General features: G+C 73.6%; 19 protein-coding genes. 7 read left to right on the forward strand and 12 right to left on the reverse strand.

Going from position 1 to position 19,336, the window contains the following annotated elements; all coding sequences use genetic code 11:
• Positions 1-128 precede the first annotated feature (128 nt).
• A complete protein-coding gene (locus BJ971_RS29705) occupies positions 129-992 on the forward strand; it encodes a GNAT family N-acetyltransferase (RefSeq protein WP_184996465.1) in 864 nt (287 codons plus the stop codon).
• Positions 993-1,007: 15 nt separating this feature from the next.
• Here the strand turns inward: BJ971_RS29705 and BJ971_RS29710 are convergent, their stop codons facing one another.
• Genes BJ971_RS29710 through trpC form a run of 5 tightly spaced genes read right to left on the reverse strand, consistent with a single transcriptional unit; the run spans position 1,008 to position 6,217 of the window.
• Complete coding sequence (locus BJ971_RS29710; protein WP_184996466.1) at positions 1,008-2,198, reverse strand: FAD-dependent oxidoreductase; 1,191 nt, start codon at positions 2,196-2,198, stop codon at positions 1,008-1,010.
• Between the two features lie 27 nt (positions 2,199-2,225).
• Positions 2,226-3,317 (reverse strand): prolipoprotein diacylglyceryl transferase, encoded by a 1,092-nt coding sequence (gene lgt, locus BJ971_RS29715; RefSeq protein WP_184996467.1) that lies wholly within the window; start codon positions 3,315-3,317, stop codon positions 2,226-2,228.
• Between the two features lie 34 nt (positions 3,318-3,351).
• A complete protein-coding gene (trpA, locus tag BJ971_RS29720; protein ID WP_184996468.1) occupies positions 3,352-4,158 on the reverse strand; it encodes a tryptophan synthase subunit alpha in 807 nt (268 codons plus the stop codon).
• Positions 4,155-5,417, reverse strand: coding sequence for a tryptophan synthase subunit beta (trpB, locus tag BJ971_RS29725; protein ID WP_184996469.1), 1,263 nt, complete (start codon positions 5,415-5,417; stop codon positions 4,155-4,157). The genes trpA and trpB overlap by 4 nt, the downstream gene beginning before the upstream one ends.
• On the reverse strand, positions 5,414-6,217 hold the full coding sequence (gene trpC, locus BJ971_RS29730) for an indole-3-glycerol phosphate synthase TrpC (RefSeq protein ID WP_184996470.1): 804 nt from the start codon (positions 6,215-6,217) through the stop codon (positions 5,414-5,416). Before trpC ends, trpB begins: the two co-directional genes overlap by 4 nt.
• Before the next feature lie 385 nt (positions 6,218-6,602).
• On the opposite strand from trpC, the gene BJ971_RS42705 reads away from it, so the two are divergent.
• A complete protein-coding gene (locus BJ971_RS42705; protein ID WP_377885472.1) occupies positions 6,603-7,007 on the forward strand; it encodes a hypothetical protein in 405 nt (134 codons plus the stop codon).
• On the opposite strand, the gene BJ971_RS29740 is transcribed toward BJ971_RS42705, so the two are convergent.
• The 3 genes from BJ971_RS29740 to hisI are packed head-to-tail and all read right to left on the reverse strand — an operon-like array spanning position 6,941 to position 9,437.
• Entirely contained in the window at positions 6,941-7,510 is a 570-nt protein-coding gene (locus BJ971_RS29740; protein WP_184996471.1) for a Trp biosynthesis-associated membrane protein, read from the reverse strand. The genes BJ971_RS42705 and BJ971_RS29740 overlap by 67 nt on opposite strands.
• Complete coding sequence (locus BJ971_RS29745) at positions 7,510-9,054, reverse strand: anthranilate synthase component I (protein WP_184996472.1); 1,545 nt, start codon at positions 9,052-9,054, stop codon at positions 7,510-7,512. Before BJ971_RS29745 ends, BJ971_RS29740 begins: the two co-directional genes overlap by 1 nt.
• Positions 9,051-9,437 carry a phosphoribosyl-AMP cyclohydrolase gene (gene hisI, locus BJ971_RS29750; protein ID WP_184996473.1) on the reverse strand — a complete coding sequence of 129 codons (387 nt, stop codon included), beginning with the start codon at positions 9,435-9,437 and terminating at the stop codon, positions 9,051-9,053. Before hisI ends, BJ971_RS29745 begins: the two co-directional genes overlap by 4 nt.
• Positions 9,438-9,644: 207 nt before the next feature.
• On the opposite strand from hisI, the gene BJ971_RS29755 reads away from it, so the two are divergent.
• The 4 genes from BJ971_RS29755 (at position 9,645) to BJ971_RS29770 (ending at position 13,503) form a co-directional block, all read left to right on the forward strand.
• On the forward strand, positions 9,645-11,102 hold the full coding sequence (locus tag BJ971_RS29755; RefSeq protein ID WP_184996474.1) for a hypothetical protein: 1,458 nt from the start codon (positions 9,645-9,647) through the stop codon (positions 11,100-11,102).
• 153 nt (positions 11,103-11,255) lie between these two features.
• Complete coding sequence (locus tag BJ971_RS29760) at positions 11,256-11,981, forward strand: ABC transporter ATP-binding protein (protein ID WP_184996475.1); 726 nt, start codon at positions 11,256-11,258, stop codon at positions 11,979-11,981.
• A 150-nt stretch (positions 11,982-12,131) separates the two neighbouring features.
• The gene (locus BJ971_RS29765) at positions 12,132-12,869 is read left to right on the forward strand and encodes an ABC transporter permease (RefSeq protein WP_184996476.1); all 738 of its coding nucleotides are present in this window, start codon (positions 12,132-12,134) and stop codon (positions 12,867-12,869) included.
• 13 nt (positions 12,870-12,882) lie between these two features.
• The gene (locus tag BJ971_RS29770) at positions 12,883-13,503 is read left to right on the forward strand and encodes a TetR/AcrR family transcriptional regulator (RefSeq protein ID WP_184996477.1); all 621 of its coding nucleotides are present in this window, start codon (positions 12,883-12,885) and stop codon (positions 13,501-13,503) included.
• A 15-nt stretch (positions 13,504-13,518) separates the two neighbouring features.
• Here BJ971_RS29770 and BJ971_RS29775 read toward each other — a convergent pair whose 3' ends face one another.
• Together BJ971_RS29775 and BJ971_RS29780 are read right to left on the reverse strand one after the other, a co-directional pair.
• Complete coding sequence (locus BJ971_RS29775) at positions 13,519-14,079, reverse strand: phosphotransferase (protein ID WP_203709252.1); 561 nt, start codon at positions 14,077-14,079, stop codon at positions 13,519-13,521.
• A 146-nt stretch (positions 14,080-14,225) separates the two neighbouring features.
• Positions 14,226-14,966: a DUF2470 domain-containing protein gene (locus tag BJ971_RS29780; RefSeq protein WP_184996479.1), complete on the reverse strand. Its 741-nt coding sequence runs from the start codon at positions 14,964-14,966 to the stop codon at positions 14,226-14,228.
• An 86-nt stretch (positions 14,967-15,052) separates the two neighbouring features.
• Between BJ971_RS29780 and rpsD the strand changes: the two genes are divergently transcribed.
• Positions 15,053-15,661 carry a 30S ribosomal protein S4 gene (gene rpsD / locus BJ971_RS29785; protein ID WP_184996480.1) on the forward strand — a complete coding sequence of 203 codons (609 nt, stop codon included), beginning with the start codon at positions 15,053-15,055 and terminating at the stop codon, positions 15,659-15,661.
• 1 nt (position 15,662) lies between these two features.
• On the opposite strand, the gene BJ971_RS29790 is transcribed toward rpsD, so the two are convergent.
• The gene (locus BJ971_RS29790; RefSeq protein WP_184996481.1) at positions 15,663-17,444 is read right to left on the reverse strand and encodes an ABC transporter ATP-binding protein; all 1,782 of its coding nucleotides are present in this window, start codon (positions 17,442-17,444) and stop codon (positions 15,663-15,665) included.
• Positions 17,441-19,213 (reverse strand): ABC transporter ATP-binding protein, encoded by a 1,773-nt coding sequence (locus BJ971_RS29795; protein WP_184999181.1) that lies wholly within the window; start codon positions 19,211-19,213, stop codon positions 17,441-17,443. Before BJ971_RS29795 ends, BJ971_RS29790 begins: the two co-directional genes overlap by 4 nt.
• Positions 19,214-19,336 lie beyond the last annotated feature (123 nt).

Genomic DNA, 19,336 nt, shown 5'->3' on the forward strand with positions numbered 1-19,336 from the left:
GTCACCGATCTCCGCCAGGTGCGGATAGATCACACTTTTGCCCACCGATTTGTCATCGATGCGGCGCCGGGGGCGGTATGTCGTCGCCGGGGGAGAGTCGGCGCGGGCACAACGGGTAGTCTCGCGCGGTGGCGCTAGAAGATACCGACGTCTTCACCCGGCTCGAACGTTTCTACGATGCCGTGCCCCGCGACGCCGCCGTCGCGGAGGATGTCGGCGGGTTCGTGCTCTTCGTCAACGATGGCGGGGGTTGGCCGTTCTACGCCCGTCCCCGTCTGGGCGGCGCGGCAACACCGTCCGCAGCTGATATTACCGCCGTCCGGCAGCGGCAACGCGATCTCGGCGTCCCCGAGGCGTTCGAATGGGTGCACGAGACGACGCCGGACCTGCTGGCCGTCGCCCGTTCCGGCGGGCTGGAGGTGCTGCTCGCGCCGCTGATGGTGCTCAAGAGCGCCGCGCTCGTGCCGGACCTGCCGCTGCCCGGCGCCGGGATCCGCTTCCTCGACCCGGCCTCGCCGGCCTTCGGCGCCGACCTCAACGCCAGCCGCGCGGTCGGCCGCCTCGGCTTCGGCGCACCGGCCAACGCCACCGCCGTGCAGGCGGGCTCGCTGGTGGTCGAGGTCGCAGGCCCGGAGGAGCGCGACGCGGTGCCCCCGCTCGGCGACGACGACCTCGCCCAGCTGACCCGCCGGCACGCGTCCGGCCGGCTGGTCAGCGCGGTCGTCGAGTCGCCCGCCGAGGGCATCCTGACCTGCGGATCGGCGCTGTGCGCCGACGCGGTGGCCGAGATCGCCGGGGTGGCGACGCTGCCGTCGGCCCGCCGCCGCGGCTACGCGTCGCAGCTGACCGCGAGCCTGGCCCGGCGCGCGCTGCACGACGGCGCCGACCTGATCCTGCTCTCGGCCGGCGACGACGACACCGCCCGCCTCTACTCCAAGGTCGGCTTCCGGCGCATCGGCACCGCCTGCATCGCCGAGCCGGCACCCGCCTGAGCGGGCGGGTAAACGTCAGTCCGGCGGCTGCCAGTCCGCGGCCAGGCCGCGGGCGTGGCCGAGGATGCGGGGCCGCAGCGAGCCGAGCGCGGCGTTGCGCGCCCGCAGCGCCAGCCGGCCGCGCGCCTGCACGACCGCCGACATGCGGCGGGTCTGCCGGACCACGCTGGCCGTCCGCGGGCGCCGGGCCCGGTCGTACGCCTCGACGGCCGCACCGAGCTGCGCGCCGGGCGTGCAGTCGGCGACCAGCGAACGCAGCGTCGCCGCGTCCTCGAACGCCAGGCAGGCGCCCTGGCCCAGGTGGTGCGGCATGGCGTGCGCGGCGTCGCCGAGCAGCACCACGCCGCCGGTACCCGCCCGGAAGCCGTAGGCCCGCGGCAGCGGCCGCAGCTCCCTGACCTCCTGCGGCACGAGGTCCTCGGGCCGGGTCGCGGCCAGCAGCGCGCCGACCGGGGCGTGCCAGCTGGCGAACCAGCGCCGCAGCAGGGCGAGCTGGGTGGCGGCGGACTCGGGCCGGGGCGCGCCCGCCGCGGTGGCGATCCAGTAGACCCCGCCGCGGCCGGCCGCGTGCTCACCGAGCGGCATGGAGACGAAGCGGTAGCCGGCACCCAGCGTCTCGCCGCCGGCCAGCTGGTCGGCGGGCAGGTCCGGCACGCGGAAGCCGGGGATGACCGCCTGCCACGAGGCGAAGCCCGACCCGACGGCCACCGCCTCCGGCGCCAGCGCGCGGCGGACCGCGCTGTCGATGCCGTCGGCGGCGACCAGCAGGTCGGCCTCGAACACGGTGGTGCCGTCGCTCACGCTGGGCCGCTGGGCGCGGCCGGTGCGCACCGCGGTGATCTCGACACCGGTACGGATGTCGACCCGCTCGCCGAGCCCGGCGACCAGGGCGTCGTAGAGGTCCTCCAGGTGCACGACCGCCGGTCCGGGACCGGCGCCCGGCCGGGCGCGGGGCGCGGCCAGCCACTGGCCGTCGGGCCGGCGCACGCCGCCGTCGGGCAGCGGCAGCGCGATCGCCGACCAGCCGCCGTCCGGGTCGAGCGCCTCCAGGGCGCGCCGACCGTTCGGCCAGAGCACGAGCGCGGTCGGTGACGCGGCCACCCGCTCACCGCGCTCGAGCAGGGTCACCTGCCAGCCCTCGCGGGCCAGGGCACCGGCGGTGGCCAGCCCGGCCATGCCGGCACCGACCACCACGGCCGTACGCACGCCGCCGCCTCTCGCCTGTGCCGGCGGTCAGTGCTCGTCGGCGGAGGCGGACGCGGACGATCTGTCGTCGCCGTCGTCGCCGTCGTCCCCCGGCTTGTCCGTCTCCGCGGCAGCGGGCGTCGCGGGCGGCAGGACGCCGGTGCGCTCGTACTCCCGGAAGCGTTCCTCGCTGACCACCTGGTACGCCTTCGGGGTCTTGGCGTGCGCCGGGGTGCCCTCAACGTCGGTCTTCGAGACGTCGTCGGCCTCGGCCGGCTCCGGCGCCGTGTCGGGCGCGTCGATCGGCACCACGTACTCGCGGGGGCCCTTGACCAGGATGAAGTAGATGAGCGCGCCGAGGAAGACCACCACGGAGGTGAAGACGTTCAGCCGTACGCCGAAGAAGTGGTTGGCCTCGTCGACGCGCAGGATCTCGATCCAGCAGCGGCCGGCGGTGTACGCCATCACGTAGATCGCGAACGCCCGGCCCTTGCCGAACTTGAACTTGCGGTCGAGCCAGAACACCAGGCCGGCGACGCCGAGGTCCCACAACGCCTCGTAGAGGAACGTCGGGTGGTACAGGTCCGGCAGGGTCACGGCCTTGCCGTCGATGACCGTGGCGTGGCCCGGGTCCGAGCGGTCCATGTCGTGCACCCGCAGGCCCCACGGCAGGGTCGTGACGCTGCCGTACAGCTCGTTGTTGAACCAGTTGCCGACCCGGCCGATCGCCTGCGCCAGCGGCAGGGCCGGCGCCAGGGCGTCGGCGAAGACGCTCAGCGGCAGGCCGAGCTGGCGGGCCGCGATCCAGGCGCCCACCGCGCCGCCGGCGACCGCGCCCCAGATGCCGAGGCCGCCCTCCCAGATCTGGAAGACCCGGATCGGGTCACCGCCGGAGCCGAAATACTCGGTCGGCGAGGTGATGACGTGGTAGATCCGCGCGCCGATGATGCCGAACGGGACCGCCCACACGGCCATATCCAGCGAGGCCCAGGGCGCCACGCCACGGCGGCGCAGGCGGTACTCCATGACGAGGACGGCGACGACGATGCCCAGGACGATGCAGAGCGCGTAAGCGCGGAGCGGCAGTCCGAGGACATGCCACACCGAGGTCGTCGGGCTGGGGATGGCGGCGAGGTTCACGCGGGCACCCTACCGCCGATCCCTGATTCGGCAATCACAAGGGCTTGGAAGCCCTCACGCCCTCGGCCAACTCCCCGCTCAGCGCCCGCAGCCGGGACAGGCCCGTGCCCCGGTCGGGTGCGTCCAGGACGCAGCGGATCAGGGCGCTGCCGACGATCACACCGTCGGCGAACGCGGCCACCTCGGCCGCCTGCGCACCCGTTCCGACGCCGAGGCCGACGCCGACCGGCATGCCCGGGTCTACCGCGCGGACGCGGGCGACCAGCTCGGGAGCCTGCGACGACACCTGCGTGCGGGCGCCGGTGACGCCCATCAGCGCGGTCGCGTAAACGAAGCCGCGGCACTGGCCGACGGTCATCGCCAGCCGGGCGTCGGTCGACGACGGCGAGACCAGGAACGTGCGGTCGATCGAGTGCCGGTCGGACGCGGCTATCCACTCCGCGGCCTCGTCCGGGATCAGGTCCGGGGTGATCATGCCGGTCGCCCCGGCCGCGGCGAGGTCGCGGGCGAACGCGTCGACGCCGTACTTCTCGACCGGGTTCCAGTAGGTCATCAGCACGACCGTCGCGCCGGCGTTCGCGACCGCCTCGATGATGCGCAGCGTGTCCCGGGTGCGTACGCCGGCGGCAAGGGCGATGTCGCTCGCCCGCTGGATCACCGGACCGTCCATCACCGGGTCGGAGTACGGCAGCTCGACCTCGATGACGTCGCAGCCGGCCTCGGCCATGGCGACCATCGAGGCGATGCTGTCGTCGACGGTCGGGAAGCCGGCCGGCATGCAGCCGACGAGCACCGCGCGCCCCTCGGCCTTCGCCTTGCCGAAGGTGTCCGCGATGCTCACGACTGCTCCCCCGGTACGAGCTGCTCGACCTGGTCGAGAAGCCCGAAGTAGGCCCCGGCGGTGTGCACGTCCTTGTCGCCGCGGCCGGACAGGTTGATCACGATCGTCGGCGTGCGCCCCAGCTCGGCGGTCAGCTCCGGCACGATCCGCGCGGCGCCGGCCAGGGCGTGCGCGCTCTCGATAGCCGGGATGATGCCCTCGGTGCGGCACAGCAGCTGGAACGCCGCCATCGCCTCGGCGTCGGTGACCGGCTCGTAGCGGGCCCGGCCGGTGTCGTGCAGCCAGGCGTGCTCCGGGCCGACGCCCGGATAGTCCAGGCCCGCCGAGATCGAGTGCGACTCGATGGTCTGGCCGTCCTCGTCCTGGAGCACATAGGTGCGGGCGCCGTGCAGCACGCCCGCCGTGCCGCCGGTGATCGACGCGGCGTGCCTGCCGGTCTCCAGGCCGTCGCCGCCCGCCTCGAAGCCGTACAGGCGCACGGAGGCATCCGGTACGAAGGCGTGGAAGATGCCGATCGCGTTCGAGCCGCCGCCGATGCAGGCGGCGACCGCGTCCGGCAGCCGGCCGATCTTCTCCAGGCACTGCGCGCGGGCCTCGACGCCGATGCCGCCGACGAAGTCGCGGACGATCTCCGGGAACGGGTGCGGCCCGGCCGCCGTGCCCAGCAGGTAGTGCGTCGTGTCGACGCTGGAGACCCAGTCGCGCAGGGCCTCGTTGAGCGCGTCCTTGAGGGTGCGCGAGCCGTTCGACACCGGCACGACGGTGGCGCCGAGCATGCGCATCCGGGCCACGTTCAGCGCCTGCCGCTCGGTGTCCATCTCGCCCATGTAGACCACGCACTCGAGGTCGAGCAGCGCGGCCGCGGTGGCGCTGGCGACGCCGTGCTGGCCCGCGCCGGTCTCGGCGATGACCCGCGGCTTGCCCATCCGCTTGGCGAGCAGGGCCTGGCCCAGCACGTTGCGCACCTTGTGCGCGCCGGTGTGGTTCAGGTCCTCGCGCTTGAGCAGCACCTCGGCGCCGAGCGCCGCGGAGAGCCGTTCGGCGGAGTACAGCAGCGACGGCGTGCCCGCGTAGTCGCGCAGCAGCCCGCCGAAGCGCTCCTGGAAGACCGGGTCGGTCTTCGCCGACCGGTACGCCGCGTCCAGTTCGTCGAGGGCGCGGACGAGCGCCTCGGGTACGAAGCGCCCGCCGAACCGCCCGAAGTGACCGGCCAGGTCCGGCAGCACCGGCGTGCTCGTGCCGGCACCCCGGTCGCTCATCGCACCGGCCGCGGTGTCGCCGGGTGGTTGCCCGCGTTGACGAGCTCGGCGACGGCGTCGCGCGGGCTCTTCTTCGTGACGAGACCCTCGCCGACCAGCACGGCGTCCGCGCCGGCCGACGCGTACCGGATCAGGTCGTGCGGGCCGCGCACGCCGGACTCGGCGATCTTCACGACGTTGTTCGGCAGGCCGGGCGCGATCCGCTCGAAGACGGACCGGTCCACCTCCAGGGTGCGCAGGTCGCGGGCGTTGACGCCGATGACCTGTGCGCCGGCGTCGAGTGCCCGGTCGGCCTCTTCCTCGTTGTGCACCTCGACGAGGGCGGTCATGCCCAGCGACTCGATGCGCTCGAGGAGGCCGACGAGCACGTTCTGCTCCAGCGCCGCCACGATGAGCAGGACGAGGTCGGCGCCGTGTGCCCGGGCCTCGTGCACCTGATAGCTGGAGACGACGAAGTCCTTGCGCAGCACCGGCACCGAGACCGCGGCACGCACCGCGGCCAGGTCCTCGAGCGAGCCGCCGAACCAGCGGCCCTCGGTGAGCACGCTGATGCAGCGGGCGCCACCCGCCGCGTACTCGCCCGCCAGCTCGGCCGGGTCCGGGATGTCGGCCAGCGCGCCCTTGGACGGCGACGACCGCTTGACCTCAGCGATCACCGCCACGCCGGGCTTGCGCAGCGCCGCGTACGCGTCGATCGCCGGCGGGGCCGCCGCGGCGAGGTCACGCACCCGTTCCAGCGAGATCTGCTCCTGCCGGGCCGCGACATCCTCGCGCACACCGGCGAGGATCTCCTCCAGCACGTTCTGCGGTCCTGCACCACGCTCCGCGGGTCCGCCACTGCCCGCTTCCGCCTGATCGGATGTCACCTAATGACTCCCCTCTCCGGGTGTCCTCGGCCCGATGCTAGGTGGCCGCCGACACGTACAGCCCCCCGGGGTACGGCGCGCCTCGCGACGTGGACTGCGGCATAATGCCCTGCCGGGTGTCGCATGTCAGTTCAGTCACATCCTCCTCCTGTGCATCTTCGGCCTAGCTGGGACCCCCTGGATGATCGGCTGACACCACTCAGCGTTGATGGTGGTGACATGGTTCGGAAATACGACACCGGCATCATGGGACTCGGGCAAACTGGTCGGCGGCACCGGGGAACGCCGGCCCCCGGTACGAGTCTTTGTGGAGTGGACCATGCCTGATGCTGAGCTTGGTTTCGCCGCCGTCTCCCGCGCGGTCGTCGCGGTGGCCGCGGACCTCGTCGCCGATGTCGAACGTCGCGTGGTCGGGGATGCGAACGTCCGCACGGCCCAGGGCAACGCCTGGGCGGCGATGTGCGCCGACCGGGCCCGCGCGCAGGCCCGCGCCGACGTGGACGCGCTGGTAGCGACGCTGGCGGCCCGGCCGCGCGGCCCGCAGCCGCCGCAGGGCGGTGCGGAGGCCGGCGACGGCGCACCGGACACCACCCGCGCCACCGGCACCCCCGCGAAGCGCTCCGGCGGACGGCCGAAGGGCCCGAAGGCGGCCCGCGGTCAGCGGGCGGTCGGATCCTCGCCGCGGTCCAGCGCGTCCCAGGCCGCCCTGGTGTCCACCCGCTGATCGGCGTCCACCGCCTGATCGTCGTCCATCGTCTGATCGTCGTCCGGCCGCGCCGCGCCGCGTTCGTAGCGCGCGCCCATTCCCGGCCACTCGTGGCCGTAGCGGGCCGCGGCCAGCCCGCCGAGCAGGATCAGCAGGCCGCCGGCGACGCAGGCGACCGGCCAGACCGTGGCGCCCGCGCCCGCCGAGCCGGTGTCCAGGCCCGCCCGGCCCGCGATCGCGCCCGCCGCGATCCCCAGGCCGGCCAGGGCGAGCAGCCCGCCGAGCACCCGCCGGGGCAGCCCCCGGGTGGCCGGCAGCGCGCCGGCGCCGGCGAGCGCGACGAGCGCCAGGCCGATCACCCACGGCTCGAGGTCGGCGCCGGTGCGAACCGCGCGCAGCGCCGACAGGCCGGGCCGCTCGGTGACGATCTCCGACCAGGTGCGGGTGACGCCGTAGATCGTCAGGCCCGCGCCCGCCGCGCAGAGCAGCACCGTTGCCGTCAGGCGGCGCGCCGGGCTCATCAGCGGGCCGCGCGCAGCGTCTCGGCGGCGGCGATCGCGGCCAGCACCGCGGCGGCCTTGTTGCGGCTCTCCTGCTCCTCGGCGGCGGGGTCGGAGTCGGCCACGATGCCCGCGCCGGCACCCACGTACGCCGTACCGCCGCGCAGCAGCGCCGTGCGGATGGCGATCGCCATGTCCATGTCGCCGGCGAAGCCGAAGTAGCCGACCGTGCCGCCGTACAGGCCGCGGCGGGTCGGCTCGAGGCCCTCGATGATCTCCATGGCCCGGACCTTGGGCGCGCCCGAGAGGGTCCCGGCCGGGAACGTCGCGGCCAGCGCGTCGAAGGCGCTGCGGTCCTCGCGCAGCTCGCCGACCACGGTCGAGACGATGTGCATGACGTGGCTGTAGCGCTCGATGCGCGCGAAGTCCGGCACCTCGACCGTGCCCGCCCGGCAGACCCGGCCCAGGTCGTTGCGGCCCAGGTCGACGAGCATCACGTGCTCGGCGCGCTCCTTCGGGTCGGCGAGCAGCTCGGCGGCGAGCGCGTTGTCCTGCTCGGGCGTCGCGCCGCGCCACCGGGTGCCGGCGATCGGGTGCAGCAGTGCCCGGCGGCCGCCGCCGTCCTCGGCGCTGACCTTGAGGTGCGCCTCCGGCGACGAGCCGACGATATCGAAGTCGTCGAAGCGCAGCAGGTACATGTACGGGCTGGGGTTGGTGGCCCGCAGCACCCGGTAGACGTCGAGCGGGTCCGCGTCGGTGGCCCGCTCGAAGCGCTGCGCGACGACGATCTGGAAGCACTCCCCGGCCCGGATCGCCTCCTTGGCCGCCTCGACCGCCTTCTGGTAGTCGCCCGGCGCGGTGCGGCTGATCACCTCGCCGGGCGGCACCCGCTCGACCGTGGAGATCATCGGCGGGGTGGGCCGCGACAGCGCGGTCGTCATCGCGTCGAGCCGCCCGACCGCCTGGTGGTAGGCCGCGCGGGCCGCCGCCGGGTCCGCGCCGGCGGGCAGGACCGCGTTGGCGACCAGGATCGCCGAGCCGTCGTAGTGGTCGAGCACCACCAGGTCGGTGGCGAGCATCATGCCCAGCTCGGGCAGGGGTACGTCGTCCGCGGCGATCGACGGCAGCCGCTCGAAGCGGCGGATCAGGTCGTAGCTGAGGTAGCCGACCATGCCGCCGGTCAGCGGGGGCAGGTCGTCGCCCGAGCCGGGCTCGGGCGGGTCGGCCAGGGCCGCGACGGTCTCCCGCAGGGCGACCACCGGATCACCCGCCACCGGTACGCCGCCGGGCGGGCTGCCCAGCCAGACGGCCTGGCCGTCGCGCTCGACGAGCGTCGCCGCGCTGCGCACGCCGATGAACGAGTAGCGCGACCAGGCGGCGGTGCCGGCGCCCTGCTCGGCGGACTCGAGCAGGAAGGTGCCCGGCCCGCCCGCGAGCTTGCGGTAGACGCCGACCGGGGTCTCGCCGTCGGCAAGCAGCCGGCGGGTGACGGGCACGACCCGGCGGCGGGCCGCCTGGGCGACGAAACCGTCCTCATCGGGCGAAACCGCTCCAGTGGTGGTCACGGGCGCTCCTCCTGGTGTACGGGCAGGTCCTCGGAGAAGCAGGTGTGCGTTCCGGTGTGGCAGGCCGCGCCGACCTGCTCGACCGTCACCAGCAGCGCGTCGCCGTCGCAGTCCAGCGCGACCGACCGCACGTACTGATGGTGACCGGAGGTAGCGCCCTTCACCCAGTATTCGCGGCGGCTGCGGGACCAGTATGTCGCCCGGCCGGTGGACAAGGTGCGATGCAACGCCTCGTCGTCCATCCATGCCATCATCAGCACGTCGCCGGTTCCGTACTCCTGGACGATCGCGGCCACCAGGCCGCCGGAGTCACGGCGCAGACGGGCGGCGATGGCCGGATCCAGCGCGGAAGTGGGTCCGTTCTCAAGGTCAGGTGCGGGCACAGTGTCAGATTGTCCCGCATCGCCGTCGACCGTCCACCTGGGCGTAGCGGTAACCCACGATCCGGTCACTGACGCGGACTGGGGGTGTGACCGGGCGGCGGATGACGGTACCGTCGTCGTGCGCCGCCTGCCCGGGTGCCGCGCCCGCCGGCCGCCCGGTCTCCCCCGGCGCGGATCGTGCCGTAACTGAAACGGGAGTCTTGACCGATGGAGCCGACGTCCGAGCCCGACCACAACCGCCAGGCGCGCGGCCTCGCCCGCTTCTGGCCGGTGCACGGTGCGGCCGCGCCGGCCCAGCGCCAGTCCGATGAGGATCCGGACGTGTCTGACACCTCCGGCGGCGCCGCCACGGCGCCCACCTCCGACCAGCAAGCCGGCGCCGCCGGCCCGACCGGGGAGCACCCGCAGGTGAGCGATCAGCAGTCCCAGCCGCAAGATGATCAGCAAGGGTCCGACGAGCCGGCACCGAACCCGTTCGCGCCGGGCCGGCCACACCCGGCGCTGACCAGCGACACCCAGATGGTCGCCCTCGGTTCCCGCCGACCGGCCGACGCGCTGCTCAGCGGCGCCAACGGCTCCCGGTGGGGCAACCAGGTCGGCTTCGCGCCGGTCGAGACCAACGGCCACCGAAACGGCGACGCCGGGCCCCGGCACGGCGGCGCCCCGATCACCAACGGCCAGGCGCCCGCCGGCGGCTCGGCCCGGCCCGTGCCCGGGTCGCGCTCCCCGTTCGCCCCGGGCGGCGACGACGGCCCGCCCGCGCCCCGGTCGCCGTTCGCGCCGGCCGAGGAGGGCGGGGCGGCCGACACGCCGTTCGCCGCGTCGCCGTTCGCGCCGCAGGCCTCCGGCTCCGCACCGGCGAGCAGCCCGGTCGCCGAGCCGGCCGCGCCGGCGCACCCCCTGGACCCGGCACACCCGCTGGACCCGGCGCACCCGCTCGACCCGGCGGCGCCGCTGCCCGGTGCCGCGGCGTCCACGCGGCCGCCGGCCGTGCCCCGCCCGGTCAGCGCGCAGCCCGCGGCCTCCGGCTCCGCCCAGGTTCCCGCGCCAAGGCCCAGCCGCCCGGTCAGCGCGCCGCCGGCCGCACCCGAGCAGTCGCAGGCCACCCGGTCCGTGCCGCACACGCTCGCCACGGACCACACCCCGACCCGGCTCGAGCCGACCGGCTGGGCGACGGCCGGGCCCCGGGCGGGAGCCTCCGGCAGCGCGGCCGTGCCGGTCAGTCCCCCGGGCGGCCGCCGCGGCCTCGACGACGAGGAACACCGGACCCCGGCGCCGCGCCGGGCCGCGAGCCTCGACGACGCCGTCGAGGCGCCGGTTGGCCGGCGGGCGGCCCGCGCCGCCGCCGAGGCCGACGCCTCCGACACCCCGCTGCGCCCCGGTGACGTGCGCGAGACCTCGATCACCTTCTGGGAAGAGGCCGCCAGCGAGCAGTTCCGCGCCGAGTGGCACGAGATCAAGGCGCAGTTCGTCGACGACCCGGTCGCCGCGCTGACCAGGGCGCACGACCTGCTCACCGAGGCCGTGCATGAGCTGACCGAGTCGATGCTGGCGGAGCGCGACGATCTCGATCCGCTGCGCGGCACGGGCACGCCGGACACCGAGAGCATGCGCATGTCGATGCGGGGCTACCGCGAGTTCCTGGACCGCATCCTCGCCCTCTGAGCACCGCAAAACCCGCGGAAGCCGCGTTTCCCCCTCCCGGGGAGCGCGGCTTCTGTCATTTCCCGTACCCGGCCGACGGTTACCCGATTGCCCTGCGCGAAGAATTCATCTAGCGTTGAAATCAACATTCGATGATTTCTTGGAGGAGGCGCGATGACCAGCGCCATCGAGGTCCGGGACCTCGTGGTCGATCGGGGCAGACGCCGCGTGCTGCACGGGATCGACTGCTCGGTTCCGGCCGGCAGCGTCGTGGGCCTGCTCGGCCCGAGCGGCAGCGGGAAGACGACGCTCATCCGGGCGGTCGTCGGTGTGCAGATCGTCAAGTCCGGCACGGTCACCGTGCTCGGCGAGCCGGCCGGATCGGCCGCCCTGCGGCGCACGGTCGGCTACGTGACCCAGGCGCCCAGCGTCTATGCCGACCTCACCGTCCGGGAGAACGCGCGGTACTTCGCCTCGCTGTACGGCCTGTCGGCCGCCGACGCGGACACCGCGATCGCGGACGTCGGCCTGACCGACGCCGCCGGCCAGCTGGTCGGCAACCTCTCCGGCGGTCAGCGCAGCCGCGCGTCGCTCGGCTGCGCGATGATCGGCAAGCCCCGGCTGCTGGTGCTCGACGAGCCCACCGTCGGCCAGGACCCGGTGCTGCGGGCCGACCTGTGGGCGAAGTTCCACGCCCTCGCCGCCGAGGGCACGACCCTGCTGGTCTCCAGTCACGTCATGGACGAGGCCGGGCGCTGCGACCGGCTGCTGCTCATCCGCGAGGGGCGGCTGATCGGCGACGACTCCCCCGCCGCGATCCGCACGGCGACCGGCACCGACGACCTCGAGGCGGCGTTCCTGCGCCTGATCCGCGACAGCGAGCAGGAGGCGATGGCATGAGCGAGCTTGCGAGCGAATCATCAACTCAGTCCAAAACTCATGGCATCGCCGGAGCGCCAGCGGAGGCGACGGCATGAGCGAGCTTGCGAGCGAATCATCAACTCAGTCCAAAACTCATGGCATCGCCGGAGCGCCAGCGGAGGGGATGGCATGAGCCTTCGGATCACTTTGTCGACGTGCGGCCGCATCCTGCGGCAGCTTCGGCACGACCGGCGCACCGTCGGCCTGCTGATCGCGGTGCCGGCCGTCCTGCTCACCCTGCTCTACTTCATGTTCGACAACGCGGGCAGCACCTTCGACCGGATCGCGCTGGTCATGCTCGGCGTCTTCCCGTTCGTGATCATGTTCCTGGTGACCAGCATCGCGATGCTGCGCGAACGCACCACCGGCACGCTGGAGCGGCTGCTCACCACCCCGCTCGGCAAGCTGGACCTGCTCTTCGGCTACGGACTCGCGTTCGGGCTCGCCGCCGCCGTGCAGGCCAGCGTCGCGGTCGCGGCGGCGTTCCTGCTGCTCGGGCTCGACACGGCCGGCAATGTCGGGCTGGTCGTGCTGATCGCCGTGGTCAACGCCGTGCTCGGGGTGGCGCTCGGGCTGTTCTGCAGTGCCTTCGCGCGCACCGAGTTCCAGGCCGTACAGTTCCTACCGGTGGTGGTCATTCCCCAGCTGCTGCTCTGCGGGCTGTTCGTGCCGCGGGAGCAGATGGCGGGCTGGCTACAGGCGGTCGCGGACGTCCTTCCGCTGTCGTACGCCGTCGAGGCGCTGGCCGAGGTCGGCGCGCACCCCGACCCCACCACGACGATGTGGCGCGGCCTGACGGTCGTGGCCGGCGCGGCGATCATCGCGCTGGTCCTGGCCGCGGCGACGCTGCGGCGTCGCACCCCCTGACCGAGGAGCGTTTTTGGTACGGCGCAGCGGGCGGCGTCCGGGAAACCAGGACACCAAGCAGTCCATCCTGGAGTCCGCCCGCAAGGTCTTCGCGGAGCGGGGCTTCGACAAGGCCTCGATCCGGGCCATCGCCGGCGAGGCCCAGGTCGACCCCGCCCTGGTGCACCACTACTTCGGCACCAAGGAGAAGCTCTTCCTGGCGAGCATGAACTCGCCGATAGACCCGGCCGAGGTCATCCCGAAGGCGATGGCCGGCCCGCCCGAGGAGGCCGGTGAGCGGCTGGTGCGGCTGGTCCTCGGAGTCTGGGACTCGCCGGCCGGCGCCGCCGCGGTCGCGCTGTTCCGCTCCGCGCTGAGCAACGAGTGGACGGCGCGGCTGATGCGCGAGTTCGTGGTCACCCAGGTGCTGCGCCGGGCCGTGGCCGAGCTGGGCATCGACGAGGCGCAGGCCGCCACCCGGGCGGCACTTGTCGCGACCCAGATCGCCGGGCTCGCGGTGGTCCGCTACGTGCTCAGGGTCGAGCCGGTCGCGTCCGCGCCGACCGAGCAGCTGGTCGCGGCGATCGGCCCCAACGTGCAGCGCTACCTGACCGGCGACCTACCGGGCGTCTTCGAGACCGGCGACGGCCACTGAGCCTGCCCGTCGGCGTCACTCCGTCCAGGCGCCGGTGATCTCGAGGTTCCGGCGCCATCGGCGCGCGCCCGGGGAGGTGTCCCCATCGGGCCGGGGCGGCGCCAGCATCGTTTCGCACTTGGCCAGCATGGCCGCCCGCCGCCGGCGCCAGCTCGGACGATCTCCGTAGCCGATGAACAGCGACCCGAGCTCGCCGACGACGTCCGGGTGGTGCATTCGAATGATCCACTCGCACCAGGCCAGGTCCTCCACGGGTTCACCCGGGTGGGCCCACTCCCAGTCGAGCACAGCGGCCGCGCCGAAGCTGACCGGGTCGAAGAGCATGTTGTTGGGGCCGTAGTCGCCGTGCACGACCACCGCCGCGCCCGGCGGCACGCCGTCGAAGACGGCCGAGGCGTCCACGGCCTGGATCCGGCGCAGCGTCTGCCCGCACGAACGCAGGACCGCGGCCGCGTGCCCGGCCCGGATCAGCTCCTGGCCGTGCGTGCCGGGAACGTGCCGCATGCACAGCGCGCCGGCCGGCTCGGCGATCAGGCCGGGAACCGGTACGTCGCCGCCCGCCAATCTGGTAAGCACGAGCCGCTCCGCGGACCTGCGCGAGTGCGCGAACAGACCCCGGTACCGCTTGGTGACGGTGACACCGTCACCACGGGTGTCATGGGAATAGCCATAGGGCAACGGCCGCATCACCGAATCATCGCGCGGTACCCGCACCGGGCCGGTCAGGCCGCCTCCTGGCCGGCGGTGCAGCGGTGGCAGAGCACCGGGTGCAGCAGGTGTGCCAGGTCGTGGCGGTCGGACACCGGGCGCGGGAAGGAGAGCCGGGCGAGCCGGGCGCCGAGGCGGACCACGAAGCCGTACCGGTCCAGGCGCACCACCCGGGGCTCGTCGCCCTCGCGCGCGGCCGGGCCGAGCTGGCGGCGCACGTAGACGGCCATCTCGTGGACGTGGTGGTCGGCGAGGTCCGCGATCAGGTCGAACTCGATCGTCCGCAGCGGGTCCGGGGCGGCCAGCGCGTAGTCGTCGGGGTCGACGTCGACAAGCACGCCGTTGCGCTCGTAGCGCACCTCCGCCACGTCCATCCGGTGCAGGACCTGGGTGTCCCCGACGTCGAGCAGGTCGGGCGCCGCGTCGGTGTCGGCGTAGTCGAGCGCGGCCGCGCGGGCCTCGTCGCCGGTGAGCGCGACGGCCCAGCCGGCGACCCAGACCCGGCCCAGCGACGGTGCGCCGGCGACCGGCGGCAGGTCGCTGATGTCGAGCACGAGCGCGGTGTCGTCGACGCCGTCGGCCGGCCGCAACGCGGTGGTCAGCGCCCCGTTTCTCGGCGAGAGCAGCAGCACCCGCCCCTGGCTGTCGGTCACGTGCCGCACCGGGTAGGGGCCCTGCCGGCACGCGATGTGCGCGGTGGCGGGCAGGTGGCCGGCGGCCAGGGTGCGGGCGACCTCGGCGTGGGTGGGCTGCATGTCGGGTACCTCCGGGCACCAGTTAGGCTTGCCTTAGTAAGGTGAGGCTAACCGTACAGCACCCCGAAAACGAAGTGAGATCGCCCGTGAACAACTCCCGACCCAAGGCCCGGCTGTCGAGGGCTCTCGGAATTCCACTCACGCGCAAGTGCGTCAAGTACTTCGAGCGGCGGCCGTTCCCGCCCGGCGTGCACGGCCGGGGGCGGCGCAAGGCCTCGGACTACCAGGTCCGGTTGCTGGAGAAGCAGCGGCTGCGCCACCAGTACAACATCAGCGAGGCCCAGATGCGGAAGGCGTACGACGACGCGCACCGCAAGGAGGGCAAGACCGGCGAGAACATGGTCCAGCTGCTGGAGAGCCGCCTCGACGCCACCGTGCAGCGCGCCGGCCTGGCCCGCACGATCTACCAGGCACGCCAGCTCGTCGCGCACGGCCACTTCACCGTCGACGGCCGCAAGGTCGACCGCCCGTCGTACCGGCTCAAGCCCGGTCAGGTCGTGGAGGTCCGGGAGAGCAGCCGGCAGAAGCCGCCGTTCCAGATCGCGGCCACCGGCGCGCACCTCGACGGCCCGACGGCTCCCTACCTGTCCACCGTCGTCGAGGAGCTGCGCACCACGGTGATCCGCAAGCCGCTGCGCTCCGAGGTACCGGTGATCTGCGACGAGCAGCTCGTAGTCGAGTTCTACGCCCGCTGAGTCAGCGGGTCTGCTCCAGCCACGAGGCGTAGAGCTTGGCGTAGATGGAGTCCTCGTCCAGCAGGAGCGTGGAGTGTGGGCCGCGTTGCACGACGCGGCCCGCGTCCACCACGATCACCTCGTCGGCGGACTGCGCGGTCGAGAGCCGGTGCGCGATGGCCACCGTGGTCCGGCCCCGGGTGACGGTTTCCAGGGCCCGTTGCAGGCGCACCTCGGTGGCCGGGTCGACCGCGCTCGTCGCCTCGTCCAGCACCAGCAGGTCCGGATCCGCGACGTACGCCCGTACCAGAGCGACGAGCTGGCGCTCACCCACGCTGAGCGCCTCGCCGCGCTCGCCGACCGGGGTCTCCAGGCCCTGCGGCAGGCCGGCCAGCCAGTCGGCGAGCCCCAGCCCGGCGAAGGCCATCTCGAGGTCGTCGTCGGTCAGCGCCGGTTCCGCGAAGCGGATGTTCTCCGCCACGGTCGCGTCGAAGAGGAAGCCGTCCTGCGGGACCATCACCACGCGCGAGCGCAGCGACGTGAACCGCACCGACGTCAGCGGCGTGCCCGAGAGCAGCACCTCGCCCGCCGCCGGGTCCATCAGCCGGGTGAGCAGCTTGGCGAACGTGGTCTTGCCGCTGCCGGTCTCGCCGACCACGGCGACCTTGGTCCTCGCCGCGATCTCCAGGTCGACGTCGGCGAGCACGACCGGGCCGCCGGGGTAGCGGTAGGAGACGTCGGCGAAGCGCACGGACAGCGGCCCGGGCGGCAGCGGAACGCCCAGCGCGTCGGGGTCGGACACGTCCGGATCGATGTCGAGCACGTCGAGCACCCGGCGCCAGCCCGCCACCGCGTTCTGCGCCTCGTTGAGCACCTCGGTGGCGATCTGCACCGGCTGGATGAAGAGCGTCACCAGGAACAGGAACGCGGTCAGCTCGCCGACGGTCAGGCCACCGTCGACGCCGAACAGCACGCCGACGACCACCACCGCGGCGAGCGCGACCCCGGCGGCGATCTCGCCGGTGGAAAAGCTGACCACGCTGGTACGCAGGGCCTTCTGCTGGGCGACCCGCAGGCTGCCGATCGAGTCGTCCAGGCGCCGCTCGGTGCGCCCGGCCACGCCGTACGCGCGGATCACCGTGGCGCCGACGACGCTCTCCGCGACCGCACCGAGCATCGTGCCGGTGCGCTCGCGCACGATCCGGTAGACGCCCGCGAGCCGCTTCTGGAACAGCCGGATGACGATCACGGCCGGCAGGAACGCGGCGAAGACCACCAGCGCGAGCTGCCACGAGTAGACGAGCATGACGACGGTCGTCACGACCAGCTGGCCCGAGCTGAGCAGCAGCATCACGCCGCCGGTCTGGAGGAACTGGGTGATCTGGTCGACGTCGCCGGTCACCCGGGAGACCAGCGATCCGCGCCGCTCGGACTGCTGGTGCAGCATCGACAGGTCGTGGATGTGCCGGAAGGTGCGGCCGCGCAGCGCGGCGAGGGCGGTCTCGCTGACGGTGAAGAGCCGGCGCGTCATCGCGTACCCGCAGGCGGTGGAGACGACGAGGATCGCACACGTGAGGCCGACGATCACGGCGACCACCCCGAGGTCGGGGCCGCCGGGCGCGCGGATGCCCCGGTCGATGGCCTGCTGGACGGCGATCGGCACGGCGACCCGGCCGGACATCGAGAGCACCGCCAGCGCCAGCGTGCCGATCAGGCCCGGGCGCAGCTCGGGCGAGAGCGCGATCCCGCGCCGCACGGTCGCGAAAGTGCCCGGCTCGGGCTTCTCCAGCAGGACGTCGCTCACGCGGTCACGCTCTCGTCCTCGCGGGCGGCGTCGGCCTGCTCGTACGCGGTCACCAGGTTGAGGTAGCCCGGCTCGGTGGCCAGCAGGTCGTGATGGGTGCCGGTCGCCACGACCCGGCCGTTCTCCAGGAAGACCACCTCGTCGGCGAGCGCGATGGTGGCCCGCCGGTAGGCGACGACCAGGATGGACGCGCCGGCGTCGCGGTCGCGCAGCGAGGCGAGGATGGCCGCCTCGACGCGCGGGTCGACCGCGCTGGTGGCGTCGTCGAGCACCAGCAGCCGCGGGCGGCCCGCGAGCGCGCGGGCCAGGGTGAGTCGCTGCCGCTGGCCGCCGGAGAGCGAGGTGCCGCGCTCGCCGACGGCGGTGTCCAGCGCGTCCGGCAGCTTCTCCACGAAGCCCTCGGCCTGCGCCGTGCGCAGCGCCGACCAGACCTCGTCGTCGCCCAGCCCGTCGCGGTCCAGGGTCACGTTGCCGCGCACGGTGTCGTCGAAGACGAACGGCACCTGGGGCACGAGCGCGGCCGTCGCCGCGAGCGCGGCGACGCTGAGCTCCGGCAGCGGGGTGTCGTCGGCGCGGACCGTTCCCTTGTCCGGGTCGACCAGCCGAACGGCGAGCGAGGCGATCGTCGACTTGCCGGCGCCGGTCGCGCCGACGAGCGCCACGGTCCGGCCGGCCGGGACGGTGAACGAGACGTCGTGCAGGACCTCGGCGCTCCCGCCGTACGAGAAGGAGACCCGGTCGAAGGTGAGCGCCGCCGGGCCGGTGCGCGCGGGTGCGGACGAGCCGTAGGCGAGGTCGCCCTCGGCGCCGAGCACCGCCTGGACCCGCTCCCAGCCCGCCACGCTGCGCGGCAGCTCGGCGACCACCCAGCCGATCGCGCGGATCGGGAAGGCCAGCACGGTGAAGAGGAAGGCGACGCTGACCAGTTCGGCGACGGTGATCGCGCCGGCCTCCAGCCGCCAGGCGCCGAGCAGGAGCACGCTGAGGGTGCCGATGCTGGGCAGGCTGTCCATCAGCGGATCGAAGAGGCCGCGCAGCCGGCCGACGGAGATCAGGGCGTCGCGCAGCTCGGCGACGTATACCGCGAAGCGCCGCGACTCGTCGGCCTCGCGGCCCATCGTCTTGACCACAAGCGCGCCGTCGAAGCTCTCGTGCGCGACCGCGCTGACCCGGGCCCGCAGCTGCTGTGCGCGGATCTGCCGCGGCGACATGCGCCGCGAGTAGACCAGGTTGAGGCCGAACAGCGCCGGGAAGAGGCAGACGCCGACAAGCGCCAGCACCCAGTCGGTGAAGAAGAGCGAGACGACCGCGGCGGCGATCATCACCAGCGTGCCGACCGCGAACGGCAGCGGCGCGATGGGCACGAACGCGGCCTCGACGTCGGAGTTGGCGTTCGACAGCAGCGTGCCGGTGGCGTGCCGCTGGTGCCAGGCGGGCGGCAGGGCCAGGTAGCGGCGGGTGACGGCGCTGCGGTAGCGGGCCTGTAGCCGGAACTGCATGTAGCCGGCGCCGAGGCGGCGGCCGAAGATGCTCGCCACCCGCAGCAGTGAGAGGCCGATGAACGTGGCGGCGACCAGGCACAGCTCGGCGGCGCCGACCCGGTGGTCGGCGAAGGCCGGCACCACGACGTGGCCGGTGACCGCGCCGACCAGGTAGGCGTTGGCGATGACCAGGAGGCCGAAGAGGCTGCTGCCGGCCGTGCCGACGATGAAGAGCCGGGGTTCGGTGCGGATAGCGCGGCCGAGCACGCGTAGGCCCCGGCCCAGCACGTCCCGGCTGGCCCTCGTGGTCAAATCCCCGCCCTGACGTAAGTCCTCGCCGACGGTCTCGGCCTTACCAGTCCATCCTGCCGAACCGAACGGTAAACGCCACAGGTTTACATTGTGTCCACA

The organism is Amorphoplanes digitatis (assembly GCF_014205335.1).
In the GTDB taxonomy this organism is placed as follows: domain Bacteria; phylum Actinomycetota; class Actinomycetes; order Mycobacteriales; family Micromonosporaceae; genus Actinoplanes; species Actinoplanes digitatus.